17 protein-coding genes are annotated in these 20,114 nt (G+C 47.3%); 15 read left to right on the forward strand and 2 right to left on the reverse strand.

From position 1 onward, the window contains the following. Nucleotides 1-70 precede the first annotated feature (70 nt). The 6 genes from AC1TPC_RS16175 to AC1TPC_RS16200 all read left to right on the forward strand — a co-directional run bounded on the left by AC1TPC_RS16175 (nucleotide 71) and on the right by AC1TPC_RS16200 (nucleotide 8,278). A complete protein-coding gene (locus AC1TPC_RS16175; protein WP_482067853.1) occupies nucleotides 71-1,081 on the forward strand; it encodes a galactose ABC transporter substrate-binding protein in 1,011 nt (336 codons plus the stop codon). Between the two features lie 109 nt (nucleotides 1,082-1,190). Next, nucleotides 1,191-2,708, forward strand: coding sequence for a sugar ABC transporter ATP-binding protein (locus AC1TPC_RS16180; protein WP_482067854.1), 1,518 nt, complete (start codon nucleotides 1,191-1,193; stop codon nucleotides 2,706-2,708). Between the two features lie 30 nt (nucleotides 2,709-2,738). Next, nucleotides 2,739-3,755, forward strand: a complete 1,017-nt coding sequence (mglC, locus tag AC1TPC_RS16185; RefSeq protein ID WP_482067855.1) for a galactose/methyl galactoside ABC transporter permease MglC — start codon at nucleotides 2,739-2,741, stop codon at nucleotides 3,753-3,755. Nucleotides 3,756-3,890: 135 nt separating this feature from the next. Beyond that, the gene (locus AC1TPC_RS16190; protein ID WP_482067856.1) at nucleotides 3,891-5,384 is read left to right on the forward strand and encodes an O-antigen ligase family protein; all 1,494 of its coding nucleotides are present in this window, start codon (nucleotides 3,891-3,893) and stop codon (nucleotides 5,382-5,384) included. Between the two features lie 166 nt (nucleotides 5,385-5,550). Next, complete coding sequence (locus AC1TPC_RS16195; protein ID WP_482067857.1) at nucleotides 5,551-5,901, forward strand: hypothetical protein; 351 nt, start codon at nucleotides 5,551-5,553, stop codon at nucleotides 5,899-5,901. A 259-nt stretch (nucleotides 5,902-6,160) separates the two neighbouring features. Next, a complete protein-coding gene (locus AC1TPC_RS16200; protein ID WP_482067858.1) occupies nucleotides 6,161-8,278 on the forward strand; it encodes an S-layer homology domain-containing protein in 2,118 nt (705 codons plus the stop codon). Between the two features lie 78 nt (nucleotides 8,279-8,356). Here AC1TPC_RS16200 and AC1TPC_RS16205 read toward each other — a convergent pair whose 3' ends face one another. After that, complete coding sequence (locus AC1TPC_RS16205) at nucleotides 8,357-8,764, reverse strand: HAD family hydrolase (protein WP_482067859.1); 408 nt, start codon at nucleotides 8,762-8,764, stop codon at nucleotides 8,357-8,359. 457 nt (nucleotides 8,765-9,221) lie between these two features. Between AC1TPC_RS16205 and AC1TPC_RS16210 the strand changes: the two genes are divergently transcribed. The 3 genes from AC1TPC_RS16210 (at nucleotide 9,222) to murI (ending at nucleotide 12,698) form a co-directional block, all read left to right on the forward strand. Further along, a complete protein-coding gene (locus AC1TPC_RS16210) occupies nucleotides 9,222-9,476 on the forward strand; it encodes a hypothetical protein (protein WP_482067860.1) in 255 nt (84 codons plus the stop codon). A gap of 379 nt (nucleotides 9,477-9,855) precedes the next feature. Then, the gene (locus AC1TPC_RS16215; RefSeq protein WP_482067861.1) at nucleotides 9,856-11,748 is read left to right on the forward strand and encodes an LTA synthase family protein; all 1,893 of its coding nucleotides are present in this window, start codon (nucleotides 9,856-9,858) and stop codon (nucleotides 11,746-11,748) included. 152 nt (nucleotides 11,749-11,900) lie between these two features. After that, nucleotides 11,901-12,698 carry a glutamate racemase gene (murI, locus tag AC1TPC_RS16220; RefSeq protein ID WP_482067862.1) on the forward strand — a complete coding sequence of 266 codons (798 nt, stop codon included), beginning with the start codon at nucleotides 11,901-11,903 and terminating at the stop codon, nucleotides 12,696-12,698. Nucleotides 12,699-12,765: 67 nt separating this feature from the next. On the opposite strand, the gene AC1TPC_RS16225 is transcribed toward murI, so the two are convergent. Beyond that, nucleotides 12,766-13,542 carry an exodeoxyribonuclease III gene (locus AC1TPC_RS16225; RefSeq protein ID WP_482067873.1) on the reverse strand — a complete coding sequence of 259 codons (777 nt, stop codon included), beginning with the start codon at nucleotides 13,540-13,542 and terminating at the stop codon, nucleotides 12,766-12,768. A 313-nt stretch (nucleotides 13,543-13,855) separates the two neighbouring features. Between AC1TPC_RS16225 and AC1TPC_RS16230 the strand changes: the two genes are divergently transcribed. The 6 genes from AC1TPC_RS16230 (at nucleotide 13,856) to AC1TPC_RS16255 (ending at nucleotide 19,435) form a co-directional block, all read left to right on the forward strand. After that, a complete protein-coding gene (locus AC1TPC_RS16230; protein WP_482067863.1) occupies nucleotides 13,856-14,632 on the forward strand; it encodes an ABC transporter ATP-binding protein in 777 nt (258 codons plus the stop codon). A 26-nt stretch (nucleotides 14,633-14,658) separates the two neighbouring features. Further along, nucleotides 14,659-15,459, forward strand: coding sequence for an ABC transporter permease (locus AC1TPC_RS16235; RefSeq protein ID WP_482067864.1), 801 nt, complete (start codon nucleotides 14,659-14,661; stop codon nucleotides 15,457-15,459). A 16-nt stretch (nucleotides 15,460-15,475) separates the two neighbouring features. After that, entirely contained in the window at nucleotides 15,476-16,321 is an 846-nt protein-coding gene (locus AC1TPC_RS16240) for an ABC transporter permease (RefSeq protein ID WP_482067865.1), read from the forward strand. A gap of 75 nt (nucleotides 16,322-16,396) precedes the next feature. Further along, a complete protein-coding gene (locus tag AC1TPC_RS16245; RefSeq protein WP_482067866.1) occupies nucleotides 16,397-18,007 on the forward strand; it encodes an FAD-dependent oxidoreductase in 1,611 nt (536 codons plus the stop codon). Next, entirely contained in the window at nucleotides 18,004-18,336 is a 333-nt protein-coding gene (locus AC1TPC_RS16250; RefSeq protein WP_482067867.1) for a 4Fe-4S binding protein, read from the forward strand. Before AC1TPC_RS16245 ends, AC1TPC_RS16250 begins: the two co-directional genes overlap by 4 nt. 37 nt (nucleotides 18,337-18,373) lie before the next feature. Next, a complete protein-coding gene (locus AC1TPC_RS16255) occupies nucleotides 18,374-19,435 on the forward strand; it encodes an ABC transporter substrate-binding protein (RefSeq protein ID WP_482067868.1) in 1,062 nt (353 codons plus the stop codon). Nucleotides 19,436-20,114: the final 679 nt, after the last annotated feature.

A 20,114-nucleotide genomic window follows, 5' to 3' on the forward strand; every position in this document is an offset into this window, starting at 1 on the left:
AATGTGAATCTATCGCTGTATACGACATAATGAAGCTGTAGTTAATTAATCCACCAGGGGGTCAATAAAAATGAAAAAGTGGACGGCAGCGATTATGATCGGAGCACTTGCGGTTACGGCAGCAGCTTGCGGAAACTCAGACGGAGAGGGAAGCACTAGCGGCTTGCCAAAGGCAGGCGTTGCGATTTATAAATTTGACGATACATTCATGAGCGGCGTTCGTAATGCAATCAATTCAGCGGCAGAAGGTAAATTGGCAGTAGATATCGTAGATAGCCAAAACTCGCAGCCAACGCAAAACGATAAGGTTGATCTATTTATTACGAAAAAAGTAAAAGCGATGTCGGTCAATCCGGTTGACCGTACGGCTGCAGGCATCATTATCGATAAAGCGCAAAAGGCAAACATTCCAGTCGTGTTCATCAACCGCGAGCCGCTTGCTGATGATTTGGCAAAATGGGATAAAGCATACTTTGTAGGCGCTAAAGCGGAAGAGTCCGGTACGATGGAAGGCGAAATCGTTGCTGAGTACTGGAAAGCGCATCCGGAAGCGGATAAAAACGGCGACGGCGTATTGCAATACGTTATGTTAAAAGGCGAGCCGGGACATCAGGATGCTGAGCTTCGGACGAAATTCTCCATTCAAGCGATTCAAGATGCAGGCATTAAAGTAGAGAAGCTGGCTGAAGATACAGCGATGTGGGATCGCGTTAAAGGCCAAGAAAAAATGGCAGCGTTCCTTTCTTCCAAAGGCGACAGCATCGAAGCTGTTCTAGCTAACAATGACGACATGGCGCTTGGTGCAATCGAAGCGTTGAAAGCTGCCGGCTATTTCAAGGACGATAAATTTATGCCGGTTGTCGGCGTAGACGCAACAGATCCAGCAAACCAAGCTTTGAAAGAAGGAACATTGCTTGGAACAGTTCTGAACGATGCAACGAACCAAGGTAAAGCAACAGTTGAGCTTATGCGTGTACTTGCGGCTGGCGAAACGCCAACGAAAGAAAACACAGGCTTTGAAATTACGGATGGCAAATATGTTTGGATTCCGTACCAAAAAGTAACGCAAGAAAGCAAATAATACGAGCAGACAGATGGATGAACAAGAAGCAGGGGAATAACGTCACTTGCGTTGCCCCTGTTTTTTTTCGCCCACTTTCCAGGTGGGCTGGATAAAAGGAGGCTATACGATGGCAAAGCAGCATCCTTATTTGCTTGAAATGAACGGGATTACAAAGACGTTTCCAGGTGTCAAAGCGCTAGATGATGTAACGCTGAAGGTACGTCCCGGCACAGTTCATGCTCTAATGGGAGAGAATGGTGCAGGCAAATCTACTTTAATGAAATGTTTGTTTGGCATATATAAGCCGGATGCCGGCGAGATTTTCTTGGATGAACAGAAGGTCGATATTAAAAACTCAAAAGACGCATTGAACCAAGGCGTCTCTATGATCCATCAGGAGCTACACCCGGTGCCGCAGCGCAGCGTGATGGAAAACATTTGGCTTGGCAGATTTCCGGTAAGAGGCTTTCCCCCTCTCCGGTTCATTGACCATAAAAAGATGTACCGCGACACGGTAGCGTTGTTCGAGGATTTAAATATGACGATTGATCCGAACCAGCTTGTCGGCGAATTGTCCGTATCCAAGATTCAATCGCTCGAAATTGCCAAAGCGGTATCGTTTAATTCGAAAATTATCGTAATGGATGAGCCGACGTCATCGCTTACAGGCAATGAGGTTGAGCAGCTGTTCGCTATTATCAACAAACTGCGGGCACGAGGCGTCTCCATTATTTATATTTCGCACAAAATGGAAGAAATATTACGCATTTCGGATGATGTGACGATTATGCGCGATGGTAAATATATCGGCACTTGGCCGGCTCCCGAGCTGACTATCGATACGATTATTACCCGTATGGTTGGCCGCGATCTATCGGACCGGTTCCCGGAGCGGACAAACAAGCCAGGCGAGGTCATGCTGCGGGTGGATGGCTTAACATCACCTCATGCGCATTCCTTCAAAGATGTTTCGTTCGAGCTGCGTAAAGGAGAAATACTTGGCGTAGGCGGGCTAGTCGGCGCGCAGCGTACGGAGTTGATCGAGGCGCTATTCGGTATTCGTTCCGTGAAATCGGGAACGATTTACAAGAATGGCAAGCCGATTACGGTGAAATCGCCAATTGACGCGAAGAAGCACAAAATCGCGCTGTTAACGGAAGAGCGGCGGGTAACGGGCATTTTCCCCGTATTGTCTGTCATGGAGAATACCGCTATCGCAAATCTGGGGATGTATCAGAATCGCTTCGGCTTCCTAGACGAAGCGAAGATGAGAAAAGAAGCGGCGAAAGGCGTCGAGAAATTCAAAACAAAAACGCCGTCAGTCGATCAGCTTATTCGCAACTTATCGGGCGGCAATCAGCAGAAGGTGCTGCTGGCTCGATGGCTGCTGACCGATCCAGACATTTTGCTGCTGGATGAACCGACAAGGGGCATCGACATTGGCGCTAAATACGAGATTTACAGCATTATTATTGAGCTGGCGAAGCAAGGAAAGAGCATCATTATGATTTCGTCGGAAATGCCGGAGCTCATTGGCATGTCGGATCGCATCATGATTATGTCGGAAGGACGCTCGACCGGCATTTTGGATGGCGATTCGGCGACCGAGCAAAGTATTATGCGGCTGGCAGCACAGACGGGCTAATGATGAAGGATTTAAGGAGGTTTAGGGCAAATGAACACAGCTAAAGGCTTAAAAATAAAACATGCATTTTCGCAGAACGCAATTTGGATTGTTCTTGTCGTATTAATTTTAATAATCGGAATCATTGATGCCAACTTTTTGTCTATAACAACGCTTAGAGATATGCTGGTGCAGTCTTCTACGAGGGTAATTATTGCACTTGGCGCCGCTTTTGTACTTATTACCGCAGGTACGGACTTGTCGGCAGGCCGCGTAGTCGGCCTCAGTGCGGTCGTATCCGCATCGATGCTGCAAATGCCGGATTACGCCAGCAAGTTTTTCCCTAACCTGCCGCAGCTGTCAGTCATCATCCCGATCGCAATTGCGATTATCGTTGGCTTGTTAGTGGGGCTCTTGAACGGCTTGATTGTAGCAAAGTTTAACGTTCCGCCGTTTATCGCAACGCTCGGCACGATGGTTGCGGTGTATGGCATGAACTCGCTTTATTTCGATTTGCCGCCGAACAACTCACAGCCAATCGGGGGCTTGCGAAATGACTTTACAGAGATTGGAACAGGCGCCATTGGCGACGGTCAATTCTCAATTCCTTATATCGTACTCATCGCTATATTCGTAGCATTCATCGTATGGGTTGTTTTCAACAAAACGCGTCTTGGCAAAAACATGTACGCTATTGGCGGCAACATTCAAGCCGCTCATGTATCAGGCATTAACGTTGCTCGCAACCTGATGTGGATCTACGCGATTGCCGGCGCTTTGTATGGTCTGGCAGGCGTACTGGAAGCTGCGCGTACGGGTGGTGCGTCAAACAACTATGGTAATATGTACGAGCTTGATGCTATCGCAGCTTGTGTGGTTGGAGGCGTGTCGACAACCGGAGGCGTAGGCCGGGTAAAAGGAATCATCGCAGGTGTTCTTATTTTCACCGTCATCAACTACGGTTTGACTTTCATCGGCATCAACCCGAACTGGCAGCTGATCATCAAAGGCTTGATCATCGTCGTTGCCGTAGCATTCGATATTCGCAAATACGTTGCGAAGAAGTAACACGAGCAGGAAATAGGAGCTGTCCCGTAAGGTCGATGACCTGGGGCAGCTCCTTTTTTGCGGTGTAGAGGGGATCTGAAATATTTGTCGAACTAAGTATAGCCAATAATTAACGATAGATTTGGAGCGTGCAGGATGGGCGGTTCTTTTGTGTATATCATATTGATGTTGTTTTTTCTGGGCGGTGCTATCTTCACGGGCTATATCGTTGAGCAAACTTTTCTAGTGATGAATGTATTTGCTTACATAGGTTTTTTTGTTGTTTTAATGTGGGGAAGATCCGTTTCGGTTACTTGGCTGCATTTGCCGATTGGATTATTTGTAGCCTGTTATTGGGTTGCTTGCCTATACGCTTTAGATCTTGAAGCTGCTGTATTAGAAGCATCAAGGGTGTCGAGCCTGATTCCGTTGTCTTTGATGGCAACGATGCTTGCGCGTGAAAAGCTTGCAAAGCTCCTATACCTCTGGCCTTGGATAGGCTCCTTCTTGGTGTTCATCGGTATTGCGTTTCAACTCGAACGACAGGGAAGACTGGAATCTACGCTGCAATATGCCAATGCCCTCGCAATCATTCTTTTGGCAGGAATCCTCATAAGCATGCTTGCATTCGCTAAGACCCAATCCAAGCTTCAGCTATTGTTATTGACAGTCAACGCCGTTGGCTTGCTCTTAACCTTCTCTCGCTCAGTATGGATACTTTGGCTTATCTCAGCAGCTGTGACCCTATTTCTTATTCCGCAATTACGAACAAAAAAATCAATCCTTTACGTGGCAGTTTGCCATCTAGGAAGTCTGATTATCGCCATGTTAATTAAGCAGGATGTTTTGTTCTTTCTCAATCGCGTGGCGAGCATTCAAACAAAAACATCAGAATTTCAAATCCGCTTGGTGTATTGGAAAGATAGTATCCATATGTTTATGGATTATATGTGGGGAGGTACTGGCGGAGGCGGCTGGACGGTGCTTCAGTATGCGTATCAATCTCAGGAGTATTTTGTAAAATTTATTCACAACCACTATATTCAAGTATTTTTGGATATCGGTCTAATAGGCGGACTATGCTGGTTGGCTCTGATTGCTATTTTTATAAAGAATGGACTATCTGTATGGCATGCGGCTGGAAGCACGAATGAGATAGAAGGCAAAGGCTTATTTGTTATGATCACAATGATGCTCCTGCACGCGGCCTTTGATTTTGACCTGACGTTTCCGCTTATACTCACTTTGCTGATTAGCTTAATGCTTCATATGCCTCAGAAAATAAAGGTGATAAAAGTTAATGGGGTTAAGCTTGCAGCAGCATGCTCGGCTTTAATTTTCGTTGCCTTTTTCTTTGGATGGATGGCTGCCGGCTACCATTGGAAGGAGCAAGCAGTAAGAGCAGTAAGAGCAAATCATCTGGAATATGCACAAGCGCAGCTCGTTCGGGCAGAGCGGGCTATTCCATGGTCGAGCTCGATCCTATATGAATCAGCCAAAATAGATGTACGAATGGGCAATGATTCAGGGGACTCTCGCTATTATGAGCGGGCTGCAAGTAAGCTAGTGAAGGCTAAGCATATGGTAACTCAACAGAAGCTGTATAACGACTTGTTGGATTCTATTATTAAACATCTGAAAAAGCTCTAGTAATCTTAGACCCTATCAGTGCTGCAATCACTAACTCGACAAAAATGTTACATTCGATTTGGAAAACAATGTTGAGTTTATTAATGAAAAGGGGAGTTTAATGTTTAGACTCATATTTTTGCTTATATGTATTATGATACCTACTGGCTGTGGGAGTTTGAGCAATATGCCATTACCTAATGCTACAGCTGTATCTGAGGACAATGAGACTAATATTCCTGTAGAAGTAATATCTTATAGTTGGGGAACAAAAGACGGTTATGGAGATCCTTCAGATATTATGAAAAATAAAGAGCCTATTGTCGTACCTAAAAACTCGAAAATTAATATATCATTTGATCATCCTCCAAAAGAGATAAGGGCTGTTGAAACAATAAGTAAGAAAGACTTTAAAAATATAACGGTAGTGTCTAACCAAATTAAGGCCTCTGATGTTAGTGGAGTGCATATATATTCTTTTTTTGCAAAATGGTCAAAAGGTTCTGTTGCATACGCAATCAAGGTTGAAGTTAAATAATATTTAATATGCATACTTCCCATTTTCCGCTTGAGTAATATGGAAAACGCGCAGAAAGCGCGAAAGCGTTTTACACTTTGTTGGTCAAATAAAAGATAGAATAATGGGAACTCGATAGGCTTCCTATTTTCTTTGCGATTTAATCTGGAAGATATTGAATTGTGCTTGGAGTACAAAGACTTAAAAACCTAGATATAGATAATCATATTTGATAGAATAGAATAGTTATGTAAAAAATTTCAAAAAAAGGAGTTTATCAATGAACAAGCCAATCCGCAAGAAGTTTAGTGCTTCAGTAGTAACATTGTTGTTGTTGTCTATGTTAATGCCAATCCTTTCTCATGCAGCTGCCTACATAGGATTCGATTACAACGAAACAACGGGAGAGTTAACAGGGGGAATCTATACAGCTGATCCTGATAACGTGACGGTTGAACGAATCGACGCATCAGGCAAGGCTGTACAAATCGCTGGAAAAGTGTCTTCAAATGCGAGCACACAATACGACGATAACAATACACCTTACAAATGGGTCGCTTATAGCGCGTTTGTTGGCTCGGATACAACAAAGGAAATGAAGATAACAGAAGGAGAAGATAAGAAGAAGTTTGTTATTCCTAAACGTGAAGATGGATCGTATCTTTACGAAGACGAAACCGTTGCATTGGATTTGTACCGGATGAAAACTGCGGAATATCTCTCAGGAAAAAAAGAGAATTCTTACCTCAAGAGTGGGGAAAAGCTCTTTTCGTTCACACCAGAAAAATCAGGCTATCCATTCATTCAAGTAGAGCTGCCCGAAAATAACGGAAAAGGAGCTCGAATTGATCGATCGGCTGCTGTTCCAACAGATTTTGTATTATCAAATAGTAAAATAAATCTAATTGCATACGCATCTGAAGTACAAGTAGACTCATGGTACGATAGCGAGCTGCAAAAAGTGGTGTATAGCGATCATATCTTTACTTTGAAGTTTCCTGTTTCATTAGTGAAGGGCGAGACCTATGAACTGCAGCTGTCGAGCACAAGCGGCGGAAATGAAATCATGATGCCATCATCGAAGGAAAAATATAAAGCCGTATTGCGCTATGGAGACTATTTGAAATTTAATAGCTTGGAAACAGGAGCGGACACTTATTATTTCACAAGTGAAAATATAACAAGGTTTAATAACCTCTCCTTTGTTGCTGATTCAACGGGAACAGCTGGCCCTCCTCCGACTAGTGGTCCTGGCGGTCCTGGTGGTGGACCTCTAATTGAGGACCCTAATAAAGACAAGCAAGTTATCACCACGGATAGCTTGAAAAACGGTAAAGACGGCGTCGTGACGGTAGCGATTGCCAAAGATAAGCCGCAAGTTCTGTTTCCTATTACAGCGGCAGAAGCGATTGGCAGCAACAAGCTGCAATTGGACAGCGATGACCTAAGCGTAGAAATTCCAACCAAGGTGCTGGCGAAGCTTCAGGCGTTACTGCCTGCTAGTCAGCTCGAAGGCGCCCAAATCTCATTTGATTATAAAAAGGTTTCGGACGCAGCATCATCTGATCTATTAAGCAAAGCAAAAACGCAAAGCAATGCGGATGTGAAGCCAGCAGGCGATATTTACGACTTCTCGTTGTCCGTTGTAACGAAAGATGGCAAGACAACGGTATTAAGCCAATTTGATGAGCCTATTACGATCAGTCTGAAAGTGGCTGCAGGTCGCAATAAATCTTTGATTGGCGTGTATTACATCGCCGACGATGGCAAGCTGGAGTATGTAGGCGGCAAGCTTGTTGGAGATGAGCTTAAGGTAGATATTCATCACTTCAGTAAATATGCGGTTTTGGAGTATAACAAATCCTTTACGGATGTGGCAGCTAATTATTGGGCAGCCGATATCATTAAAGAGATGGCCGCTAAGCACATTATAAAAGGTATAAGCGCGAATCAATTTGCACCGCAAGCCGATGTAACGCGTGCCGAGTTTGCTGCATTGCTCGTTAGAGCGCTCGGTCTTACAGCGACTGGGCCGGCAGGGTTCACGGATGTGAGCGCTAGCGCATGGTATGCGGAAGCCATAGCTGCTGCAAGCCAAGCGGGCATTGTTCAAGGTAAGGATGCAACAACCTTCGCACCAAACGCGAAGATTACGAGAGAAGAAATGTCAGTCCTATTGGTTCGGGCATACGAGCATAAAGCAGGCAGCAAGCTAGCAGCTGGGGCTGAAGCGAAGTTTGCGGATCGCAGCGAAGCTGCAGAGTGGGCACTAGCTTACATCGACACAGCATATGCAGCTGGCTTCATTGAAGGCCGCAGCGGCAATTCATTCGCTCCTAAAGCGCAATTGACACGCGCAGAAAGCGCGAAAGCGATTTACACCTTGCTGGTCAAATAAATAACGTAGAACGGGAACCCGCAAGGGTTCCCGTTCTTCAGGATAGGGATGCCCTTCTGCAATTTTCGTTGCTTTCACCTACGAGCGTCGATAATGCGATGAGCCTTCAAACATGCCCATATCGTTCAGATTATCTCCGAATACGGTTATTTCCTCAGGCTCGCATTGCATGAGCTTAGCCCATTGCAGCAGCCCCTCCTTTTTGTTTGCCTTACTATGGCTGAACTCCAGAAAATAGTGGTTCTCTATGTATTGATCCTTCATGAGGAGGATATGGACCTTATCTCCGTACGTCTGCTGCACCATTTCCTTTATTGGTTCCAATTCTTCAAGCAGCCCAATATAGGTCACTATAAGCGTGCGAAACGAAGCGGGGCATTCGAGCTGCGGCATTTCACCAAAGCGGGGATCGTTAGGGCGGCTTTCACCTACTATTTCGAGAATTGGGGAGGTACTCCCTTTTTTATGTCCAAATTCTTTAGTCATACCAAGGGTTCTGAATTATGAAATTGACTCCTACCTGCTCCTTAAATGCCTTATCGAATTTCTTCCCTTGTCCCATATGTACCTCTCCATGATTTATTATAGAGGTTTTCTTTGCGTCCATCTATTCGGGGCAAGGTTAGAGAATATAGAAAATGCTTAGTTACGGTGTCCCTATGAACGCTATTGTTAGGTTAAAACCACAAAATAAGAAGCCGATGTTCCAATGTAGGAAATGTGGTTGCATCGTAACAATATGCTTACTCTTTCCGTCTAAAATATTTGAGGAGTCCGAAAGAACATTTTTATCGACGCTTGTAACGTAGCCTAAATGAATTAAAAGTGGGAGGAGTGATGATTTACTAACATAAGGAAAGTGTAATAAAATGCACCGAGTATAGAATTACAAAGATGGAATATAATAATTAAATTAAACGATAAAGAGAAGGAGGAGCCTAAGATGAAGTTATTCAGTAGGATTATCTTATTGATTATTGGCTTGTATGTTATTTATCAAGGATACACCATCTACACATTTAGTGCTAGAAGTAATGGCAGTATGGGTATCCGTAAATTTATCTGGCTATTTATTCCTGCAACAGATTATCACTTACATACTTATGGTGTTGCCTTTATTGTTATAGGGGGAATAATTACATTGACATCTGTTGCTCTATATCGATTGTCATTGAAGGGCAAAAAGATCGTACAATAGAGTTAATGTATTGCTTATTAAATTTATCTATCCAATTAACTGCGGTAGCACATTAAAGTATTCTATTGAAACATAAAGAGGAGTTGTCTTAGGGCCAGTTTAATTTGACCTTTGAGATGTTTTGACGTATTATACTTTCTTTTGATATCGGCTCTCATTAATTGCTTTTTTATTATTGTATTAACGCCGCAGCTTCCAATATCCGTCAATAAATCAGCGGAAGTCTATCCTGAAAAATATAGCAAGTGTATTGTTTCCTATATTAGCCGTTGCATTTTTCTTTACATTCCCTTAACATTAATAGTTAAGTAAGCCGTCATTCCTTGACGGTTTATTTTTATTTTCGGAGCAAGTGTTGATTTCTAGGGAGTGAAGGATCTTGAAGCTTATATCTACCCGTTCCAATTACGATAGGTCGCCGATTATTATTTTATTTATTGTTATGATGCTGAAAATGGTCCTGTTCCGCCAATTCGTCTTTAATGGCATAGAGGCGGATCGTCTGCTTACGGATGCGGCAGCGGTGCTTGCCTTGTTGCTGGTCGTTGACATCATAACCTCCGCGAAGTGGAAAGGGACGGTATTTGGGATACTGAATGCAGTGCTGTCGCTTCTACTTTTCGTTTCTACTATATATTTTAGCTATTATGGAACGGTGCCTACATACACCGCACTGCATGGATTGGATCAGGTGCTGCAAATTCGGACAAGCGTAGGATCGATTATCCAAGCTAAATATTATTTATTTTTTGCAGATGTTATCGTATTTGTTCTGCTGTATATCATTAATCTTGTACGGGGTAAGCGCAGCGAGAGTCGAAGACGCGTTGTCAGGCCATTGATCGCAAGTATGGCTGCTGTTTTGTGCGTTGCTGTATCGGGCGGATACATCTGGTCAGCCAGCTCTATCCCAAATGAGATCGTGCAAGCTGAAAGCTTAGGCTTTCTAGATTATCAGGTTGCCGCTGCGATTAAAGCGAATCAGGAGCAGGACGCAATTAAGAACGGAAGCGTGGAAGAAACGGCTGCTAGCACTGAGGCGCTTCAGACTTCTTATTTTGACCAAGCGGGGGCTGCGATGACAGCAGGTACGCCGAACTACTTTGGCTTCGCCAAAGGTAAGAATGTCATCGTCGTTCAGCTCGAAGCGTTCCAAAACTTTACGATTAATCTTTCGGTTGGAGGACAAGTCGTTACTCCTGTTCTGAATAAGCTGGCGAAGGAGAGCTTCTACTTCCCGCATTTCTTCCAGCAAATCGGGCAGGGCAACACATCGGATGCCGAGTTCATGTCCAACACTTCCATCTATCCGACAGGCGTTATGGCTATGTCCACCGGTTATGGCAACAGAGTCGTGCCCAGTATGCCAAGATTGCTTGGAGAGAGCAGCTATGCCACGAACACGTTTCATATTAATGATGTAACGTTCTGGGATCGCAACCGAATGTATTCTGCTTTAGGATTTGAAACATACTATGATAAGCCTTCTTTTAAAAATGACCATTTTAATTCCTTTGGCGCCTCAGATGAGGAGTTGTACCGGGTCGGATTAGAGAAGCTTCAAGCGCTCGATCAGCAAAATAAGCCTTTTTATGCGCAGTTTGTAACGGCATCCAGCCATCATCCGTTCAGGGTGCCGAGCGAGCTCCAGCGGATTAAGATGCCGGAATCGCTGCAGGATACGCAGCTAGGCGATTATTTAACAGCGATCAATTATGCCGATTACGCGCTCGGGAAATTTATAGAGGGACTCAAAGCGAACGGCATGTGGGAAAATGTGGTGCTGGTCGCATACGGCGATCACTCCGGGCTGCAGGCGAAGGATAATGATCCCGCATGGGTCAGCGAGCAGTTGGGCATTAAATATGACGGTCTAGTCAGCCGCTTCAATATTCCGTTGTTCATCCATGTACCAGGTGAAGACGGGAAGGTAGTGGAGCAGGTAGGCGGCCAAGTGGATATTATGCCGACGATTTCTAATTTGCTTGGCATATCCCTCAAGGATGAAGGCTATACGGCCTTTGGCCATGATTTGCTCAATACGACGCAAAATGTAGTCGGTATGCGATATTATTTGCCGACGGGGTCATTTTTCAACAATGAAATTTTGTTCGTGCCAGGCAAAGGATTCGAGGATGGTACGGCCACCGATATTAGGACGAAAGAACCGGTAGCAGATTTCAGCCAATACCGCGAGGATTATGATTATATATTGGAGCTCATGAAGCTTTCGGATGAATATGTCCGGCTGCTGCCGAAGCGAGCGCCATAAAACAATAGAGCGCCTCTTGTCCATGAAGGACGAGGGGCGTTTTTTTAATCGAAGAAGCAATTATAAGCTTTAATGCAGGGTGGGAATGAGTTAAGATGGAATTAGCTCTATCCGATTATTCTATTTCATTAAACGTAAGGAATCGATGAGACATGCGAATAGGTTTTTTTGACTCAGGGATCGGCGGACTTACCGTGCTGGCGGAAGCGCTCAAGCGGCTCCCTGACAAGGATTTTCTTTATATGGCGGACACGCTTCACGTTCCCTATGGCACGAAGCCGAAGGAAGACGTGAAGGCGTACATTTTCGATACGGTTGGCAAGATGATGAATGAGGGAATGGATGCGTTAGTCGTAGCTTGCAATACAGCGACTAGCATTGCGATTACGGAGCTTAGGAAGCGATACTCTCTTCCGATCGTAGGCATGGAGCCTGCAGTTAAGCCGGCGGTGGAGATGAACCGTGCAACGGGCAAAAGAGTGCTCGTCTTCGCAACGCCATTAACGCTTCAGATGCCTAAGTATTATGCGCTCGTCTCCCGCGTGGATGATATGGGAATCGTCGATTCGCTGCCTCTGCCGGAGCTTGTGCATTATTGCGAATCGCTGCAATTTGATAAACAAATCATGAATGAATATTTCAGGTCCAAGCTCTCTAATTATGATTTGAATGATTACGGCATCATTGTACTTGGCTGCACGCATTACCCGTTCTACAAGGATATTTTGCGAGAGCTGCTTCCGGCTCATATCGAGATTGTGGATGGGAATGCCGGGACGGTGAAGCGTCTGCAAGCCTTGCTAAGCCGGTACGGCTTCGCCGGGGGCGGCGGAACCGGAAACGTTCAATTTAGGTGTACGGGCAACGAGCCGGCTTATATCGATAAAATGCAGACGGCGCTGGCTTACTTGCGCGAAAAGGATGCCATGACGGAGACGCTCCCCAATTAACAATGCAAATAGGCGGACGACGCTCAAGCCCTGAGTGCCGTCCGCCTATTCGAGTTTAATGGACTGCCTATTCCGAAGCTTCGGCTTCAATATCCTCCATCATAAGCAGGACAGGGCAGTGGTCGCTTCCCAAAATATGAGTATCGATTTGCGCATCGATGAGCAGCGGGCTTAGCCTGGATGAAGCTAGAAAATAATCAATGCGCCACCCAACGTTCCGCTCGCGCACCTTCGGCATGTAAGACCACCAGCTGTACACATCCGCACGATCCGGGTACAAATGTCTGAACGTATCGAGGAACCCAGCCTCTAGAAGCTCCGTCATCTTGCCTCGCTCTTCTAACGTAAAGCCTGAGTTGCCCAGATTCGGTTTTGGATGCTTCAGGTCGATCTCCTGATGCGCCACGTTCAGATCGCCGCATACGAGTACAGGCTTTACGGCATCCAGCTGCTGCAGGTAGCTGCGGAACCGATTTTCCCATTCCATTCTGTAATCCAGTCTCGTCAAGTCGCGCTTCGCATTCGGTGTATATACGTTGACGAGGTAGAAGCCGTCGAACTCAAGCGTAATGACACGCCCTTCGGGCTCCGAGTTCTCCTCTATGCCGTAGTGCACGGATAGAGGCTTTATTCTCGTGAACACAGCGGTGCCGGAGTAGCCTTTCTTAATCGCATAATTCCAATACTGGAAATACGCCTCGCCCAGCTCCATGCTGATTTGTCCGTCTTGCAGCTTCGTCTCCTGCAGGCAAAAGATATCGGCGTCTGTTTCTTTGAAGTAGTCGTTAAAGCCTTTGGTTACGCATGCTCTAAGACCGTTTACGTTCCAGGATACGAGCTTGATCATCATTTATCTCCTTGCGTTTTCTATCATTTATTTACTAGTTTAGCATACAGGAGTACTATTTCAACAAGTATGCAGACGTTTATTATCATTTTTAAACCTGTACATACAGCTGTATGTACAGGTTTAAAACCAACTTCTCCACTACCATTGACAGCATGGCGGTTTCTTGTTATGTTAAAACCAACTAATTAACTAAGAATAATATGGTTTAACCAAATTAAATAAGGTCGACCGTTCGAACGGAGGCATTCTCAATTGAGAATGCCTCTTTGTGTTAATAACGAACGGGACGAGAGAAAGGATGAAACTCATGAGCGCGTTACTCGACATCCGGCAGCTCAGCAAGACTTTTCATTCCGGCAAAGGCACCATTTCGGCTCTTCAAAATATTAATCTGGCGGTGAAAGAAGGTGAATTCATTACTGTCATCGGTCCGAGCGGCTGTGGAAAAAGCACGCTGCTCAAAATCGTCGCCGGGCTCGACGTCGATTTTGACGGCAGCGTTAAGCTGAATGACCGGCAGGTGACCGGGCCGGGCATTGAGAAGGGATTTATTTTTCAGGAGCCTCGCTTGTTCCCATGGCTGACAGTCGAGAAGAACATCGCCGCCGACTTATCCCTGCATAAGCCGGAAATCCGTAAGAAGGTGGATGAACTGATCGAACTTGTGCGCTTGAAGGGCTTCGAGAAATCGTATCCGCGGGAGCTGTCCGGAGGTATGGCCCAAAGGGTAGCCATTGCCCGGGCACTGCTACGCAACCCGAAGGTGATGCTGCTCGACGAGCCATTCGGCGCGCTTGACGCCTTCACGAGAGCGCATATGCAGGAGGTGCTTCTCGATATTTGGCAACAGAACAAAACGACGATGATTTTTGTTACTCACGATATTGACGAAGCGGTATTTCTGGCCAATCGGATCGTCATTCTGAAGCCGCGTCCCGGAACGGTTCAGAAAATTGTCCCCGTGGAGCTGTTGTTTCCGCGCAAGAAATCGAGTGTCGCCTTTCAGGAGCTGCGTTATAAGGTAATCGGCGAATTCGAGAGAATCGAGGAACTGGAGCTAGTCGAAAGCGGCGCAGGCATCTAGCGGCCAAATGAAGGGAGGATACTAGAATGAGCGCATCGACCGAAATCACGAAACCCGGAGGCTACAAGCGAACGACGGTTTTCTTGCTGGGTTCGCTTCTGCCCCTCGCGCTTCTTGTTTTCTGGCAGGTGTTGGGCGAGCTTGGGGTTATTTCGACCTTGTTGTTCCCGACGCCTGTAACAATTGCCAAAGCTTTCGGTAAGCTTGCTGCCTCGGGTGAGCTGTGGGAGCACTTTCGAATCAGCGTTGCCCGCGCTGCGCTTGGTTTTTTCCTTGGCGGTGGGTTCGGGCTTCTGTGCGGTATTCTTGTAGGACTGTTCCGCCGGACTGAGCGGGCATTCGATCCAACCGTCCAGATGATTCGAATGATTCCGAGTCTGGCGGTAGCGCCACTGTTCGTCATATGGTTCGGAATCGGGGAAGAATCGAAAGTGCTGCTCATTGCCAAAGGCGCCTTTTTCCCGCTTTATATCAATGCTTTTCTCGGTATCCGCAATGTGGATAACAAGCTGTTTGAAGTGGCGAGGGTGCTCGGCTTCAGCCGGTTTAAGCAGTTGATTCGGCTCGTCATTCCGGCTGCGCTGCCGAACATACTTCTGGGGGTGCGCCTCTCGATTGGAATCTCTTGGCTCGGATTGGTCGTGGCGGAGCTCATGGCTTCTACCTCGGGAATCGGCTATCTGATGTCGGATGCGAGGCAGTTTAGCAAGACGCCAATCGTATTTGTAGGTATTATCATTTTCGCAGTCGTCGGGAAGCTGACCGATTCGCTCGTCCGTTTGTTGGAACGAAGGTGGCTGAAGTGGCGCGACAATTATCAAGGCTAGGAGGCGATGCATCGTTATGAGCAACCAGGTGGAAGTGCTTGTCCAGCCGATAGGCAGAACAAATGAACGGAAGTCCTCTTGGTCCGTCTTGAAATGGAAAGCGAGAGTAAACGATTTTATTATCGGATCGATCCTTCCTGTAATCATAGTGATTGTTTGGCAGCTTGCGGGCAAGCTGGGGTTTATTTCCACCTTCTTCCTTCCCACACCGGCCATGATACTGGAGTCATTCAAAGAGATGATCGTGTCAGGCGAAATAGTCATCAATTTGAGCATCAGCATACAGCGAGCGGCGGCCGGTTTCGCCATAGGAGGCAGCTTGGGCCTGCTGACCGGCCTGCTCGTCGGATTTTCCCGGAAAGCGGAGCATGTGCTCGATCCGAGCTTCCAAATGCTGCGGATGGTGCCGCATCTGGCGCTCGCGCCGCTCATCATTTTATGGTTCGGATTCGGTGAGACGTCTAAAGTCTTCATTATCGCAAACGGGGCGTTCTTCCCGATGTATATCAACACGTTCGCGGGAATACGCAGCGTAGATAACCGTCTGTTCGACGTCGCGGGCGTGCTGGAATTCAGCCGGTTCAAACAAATTACGCGGCTCATCCTGCCCGCCGCTTTACCGAACATCCTGCTCGGAGTGCGGCTTTCCTTGGCCGTCTCATGGCTTGGCCTTGTTGTCGCCGAATTGATCGGTTCACAATCGGGTATCGGATTTTTGATCAACATCGGGAAGCAGAACTCGACGACGGAAGTCATTTTTGTCGGGGTCATTATTTTCGCAATCGTCGGCAAGCTGTTCGATTCTCTTGTGCGGCTGTTGGAACGACGCTGGCTGCACTGGCGAGACAATTACAGGGGTTAAGCTTGATTGGTTTCATTTGTCGCACATGGCAGATGTGTTCCATAGATCAATAATGAAAAATAGGAGGCAAGGAAAATGAGTGAAACGAGTGTAAAGGCGGTCGATCTTCAGTTGGATGCCGATGTATTGGTCATTGGCGGGGGACCTGCGGGCACGTGGGCGGCGATTACTGCAGCATCCAAAGGCGCGAAGGTAGTGCTTGTGGATAAAGGATACTGCGGATCGAGCGGCGCCACGGCGCCTTCGGGTACTGGGGTGTGGTACATCAAGCCGGACGCTCAGCTGCGTGAAGAGGCAAAGCAAAGCCGTTTCGGGCTGGGAGGCCATCTGGCAGAGAATGGGTGGATGGATCGGGTACTCGACCGGACCTACGAGAATATGAACAAAATCGCCGAATGGGGCTATCCGTTTCCGCTCGATGAGAACGGCACCCAATACCGGAGAGGGCTTCAAGGACCGGAATATATGAAGCTGATGCGCAAGAAGGCGCTGAAATCGGGCGTGAAAATATTAGACCACAGTCCCGCGCTGGAACTGCTGGCGGATGAGCATGGCGTTGGCGGAGCGACCGGCGTCCGCACGCAAGCGGGCGACACCTGGACCGTGCGCGCAGGGGCAGTCATTATCGCATCCGGCGGATGCGCCTTCCTCAGCAGGGCGCTCGGCTGCAACGTACTGACGGGAGACGGTTACTTGCTCGCCGCGGAAGCAGGAGCGGAGCTCTCGGGAATGGAATTTTCGAATGCTTACGCGATTTCACCCACATTCTCGTCGGTGACCAAAACGGCTTATTACAAATACGCCAGCTTCTATTATGAGGACGGTTCGGTTGTGGAAGAAGCCGGATCGAAGCGGGGCCGTTCGGTTATAGCCCGCAACCTGCTGCAAGGAAGGCAAGTATACGCGAGTCTCGATCAAGCGCCGGATGATATTCAGCCGCTGCTGCGCGTCGGGCAGACCAATTTCTTTCTGCCGTTCGATCGGCTCGGCATCGATCCGTTCAAAGACAAGTTCCCGGTCACGCTGCGTTTGGAAGGAACCGTGCGAGGTACCGGAGGAATTCATATCGCCAGCGAGCACTGCGCCACCAAAGTGCCCGGATTATACGCCGCCGGCGACGCCGCAACGCGCGAGCTGATCTGCGGCGGCTTCACCGGTGGCGGCAGCCATAATGCGGCTTGGGCGATGTCTTCGGGATCGTTCGCAGGTGAAGGGGCGGCCGCGTATGCTCAAAACCTCGGCGTGAAAAAGGAATTCCGCCGTTTGAAAGGCTTGTCCTCCTCTCCACTCTCCACCAAAGCAGTGGATCAATCCGCTCCACGGAAGACGGAGGAATACGTTCGTTCCATCCAAGAGGAAGTCATGCCGTACGACCGCAACCTGTTCAGAACGGAGAAAGGGTTGGATGGTTCGATCGAGCGCCTCGACAGTATCTGGAACGAGCTGCGCGGCAAAGCCGTAACCTTGAATTCTGATGGGGTCAAAGCCCGCGAAGCGGCGGCCATGACCGCGACCGCCCGGTGGATGTATCATTCCGCACGCGTTCGTACCGAAACGAGAGGAATGCACAAACGGGAAGACTTCCCGCAATTGGATAATGAGCAGCGCTACCGATTGGTAAGCGGCGGGCTGGATCATGTGTGGGTCAAGACGCAGGAAGTTCAGAAGGAGGCCGTCATAAATTGATTGAAATCATCAGCGAGTCAAAATGCATCGAGTGCAACCAGTGTGTTAATGTCTGTCCCACGAATGTTTTTGACCGCGTAGAGAACGGCATCCCGCTCATCGCGCGGCAAAGCGACTGCCAAACCTGCTTCATGTGCGAGTTGTATTGTCCGGTGGATGCGCTCTATGTGGCGCCGGATTCGGAAGCCGTCATTCATATAAGCGAGGAGGAAATCGTGCAGAAGGGGCTGCTCGGCGGTTACCGGGAGAAAGTCGGCTGGGGGCAGGGACGAACGCCGGTATCCAGTCACGAATATATGTATCAATTGTCTGTTAAAACAAGATTTTAATCAACATGTATAGAGACTTGAGAGGAGAGAAACAGAGATGACAAAGAGGGGAAAAGGAGGCCGTGAGGCATTGCGTTTCACAGGCATTCTTGCTTTTGCACTTATACTGCTTTTCATTCAGGCATGCGGAAATAAAAGCGGAAGCGACGGCAAGCAGGAGGACTCATCCGCGGCAAGCGGAAACGCCGGCGTGACGGCCGCTTCCGGCGGTGCCAAGAGTGATGTTCCCGCTGTTCTGAACTATGGCTATATCGGCACGAACAAGCTGAATTTGCCTTCCGGCGCGGAAGGCTGGGGATTCTATAAAGGCATCATTCAAGCGGAATTGAAGAAATACGGCATCACCGAAGTGAAGCTGACCGGCTTTCCGAACGGACCTGACCAAAGTGAAGCGCTCATCGGCGGCAGGCTCGATTTCGGCGGCTTGGGCGATACGCCGGCCATTCTGGCCCACTCGTCCGGAGCGAAAACCCGGGTGATCGCGCAGGTCTCGACCGAATTAATCGGCTATTTGATCGGCAAGAAAAACGGTCCCAAGACGGTTAAGGACCTCCAAGGGAAGACGATTGCCATTCAAAAAGGCTCCTTTATGCACCGTTATATAGTCGGGCTTCTGAAAGAGGAAGGCGTAACGGACTACAAGCTGGTTCATCTGCTTCGCCCGGACGCCGAAGCGGCACTTGCGCGGGGCGAGGTGGATGCCACGACGAACAACGGCGTCAATGCGCTCAAGCTGATCGACCAGGGCTTTACGCATCTGGACGATGCGACGAGTCATCCGGATCTTTATGGATCGAGTGTAACTGTCGTATCCGAGGATTATTTGAAAAATTTCCCGGATTTCCCGAAGATATGGAACGAAATTCGGTTGAAGGCGCTGGAGGACCTCAAGCAGCATGAGGATGAATATTACAAGTTTGCGGCGGAGATCGGCGGCACGACACCGGAGCTGGCTAAGAAGACAGCCCCGATCAGTATAATAAAGGATGTTCCCTTTACCGACGCCGGTCTCAAGCTTCTCGATGGAACGAAGAAATTCCTTGTGGACGAGAAGCTGGCCGACAATAATTTTGACCTGAACGATTGGATCTTGAAATAATTGACGTACCGAAAGAAAAGTTGTCACGCAATGCGAACGTGTTAACTCTGAAGATACGAAAAAACGTAAGAGTGAAATAGACGCGCTAATGGATGAATTATTCGAATAGAAACACGCTCACTTTTAGACAATGAACTGTAACCCGCAAGAAGGACACATGGAAAACAATGTCCTCTTGCGGGTTATTTATGTTTTATCAAAGTGGCGGCTGCACTGCTGCGAACGCCAATCGCGCGGCTGGACGCGTTCTGAATTAATCTATTGAATAACCATGTCCGTCGTAATTCACATAAAATTCTGCAGCATATTTTTCGCTTTCTATATCTTCATCTATTACTACCTTCTTTTCAAGTTCCTTACTCACGCTTCCAATAGAGTTGTCATTGTTAGTGCACCCAGTTAAAAAGACTAACATAAGTAATATGATCGTCCTCATAAAAACTCATCTACTAAATGGTTCTCCTAAAGAAAGATACGATTTTGCTAATATTACCTTACCATATTTTGTTACGTTATTCTGCCCGTTGAGCTTGTTTCATATCGTTAAGCGTTAACATGATTAAACCTGAATTACGAAAGTACCATCACATAAAAATATAAAAAAGTGCCCCGATCTTTGGTAGAATGGTGTTTGCGAAGACAACATCACCCAAAGAGAGGAGCAACCATAAGATGAAGT

Source organism: Paenibacillus sp. Y280, from assembly GCF_056786335.1.

Bases quoted from the DNA above. Each gene is read 5' to 3' on its own strand.
- AC1TPC_RS16175 (WP_482067853.1), top strand. From the start codon at position 71: ATGAAAAAGTGGACGGCAGCGATTATGATCGGAGCACTTGCGGTTACG.
- AC1TPC_RS16180 (WP_482067854.1), top strand. From the start codon at position 1,191: ATGGCAAAGCAGCATCCTTATTTGCTTGAAATGAACGGGATTACAAAG.
- AC1TPC_RS16210 (WP_482067860.1), top strand. From the start codon at position 9,222: ATGAAGTTATTCAGTAGGATTATCTTATTGATTATTGGCTTGTATGTT.
- AC1TPC_RS16230 (WP_482067863.1), top strand. From the start codon at position 13,856: ATGAGCGCGTTACTCGACATCCGGCAGCTCAGCAAGACTTTTCATTCC.
- murI (WP_482067862.1), top strand. From the start codon at position 11,901: ATGCGAATAGGTTTTTTTGACTCAGGGATCGGCGGACTTACCGTGCTG.
- AC1TPC_RS16195 (WP_482067857.1), top strand. From the start codon at position 5,551: ATGCCATTACCTAATGCTACAGCTGTATCTGAGGACAATGAGACTAAT.
- AC1TPC_RS16200 (WP_482067858.1), top strand. From the start codon at position 6,161: ATGAACAAGCCAATCCGCAAGAAGTTTAGTGCTTCAGTAGTAACATTG.
- AC1TPC_RS16240 (WP_482067865.1), top strand. From the start codon at position 15,476: ATGAGCAACCAGGTGGAAGTGCTTGTCCAGCCGATAGGCAGAACAAAT.
- AC1TPC_RS16245 (WP_482067866.1), top strand. From the start codon at position 16,397: ATGAGTGAAACGAGTGTAAAGGCGGTCGATCTTCAGTTGGATGCCGAT.
- AC1TPC_RS16235 (WP_482067864.1), top strand. From the start codon at position 14,659: ATGAGCGCATCGACCGAAATCACGAAACCCGGAGGCTACAAGCGAACG.
- mglC (WP_482067855.1), top strand. From the start codon at position 2,739: ATGAACACAGCTAAAGGCTTAAAAATAAAACATGCATTTTCGCAGAAC.
- AC1TPC_RS16255 (WP_482067868.1), top strand. From the start codon at position 18,374: ATGACAAAGAGGGGAAAAGGAGGCCGTGAGGCATTGCGTTTCACAGGC.
- AC1TPC_RS16190 (WP_482067856.1), top strand. From the start codon at position 3,891: ATGGGCGGTTCTTTTGTGTATATCATATTGATGTTGTTTTTTCTGGGC.
- AC1TPC_RS16205 (WP_482067859.1), bottom strand. From the start codon at position 8,764: ATGACTAAAGAATTTGGACATAAAAAAGGGAGTACCTCCCCAATTCTC.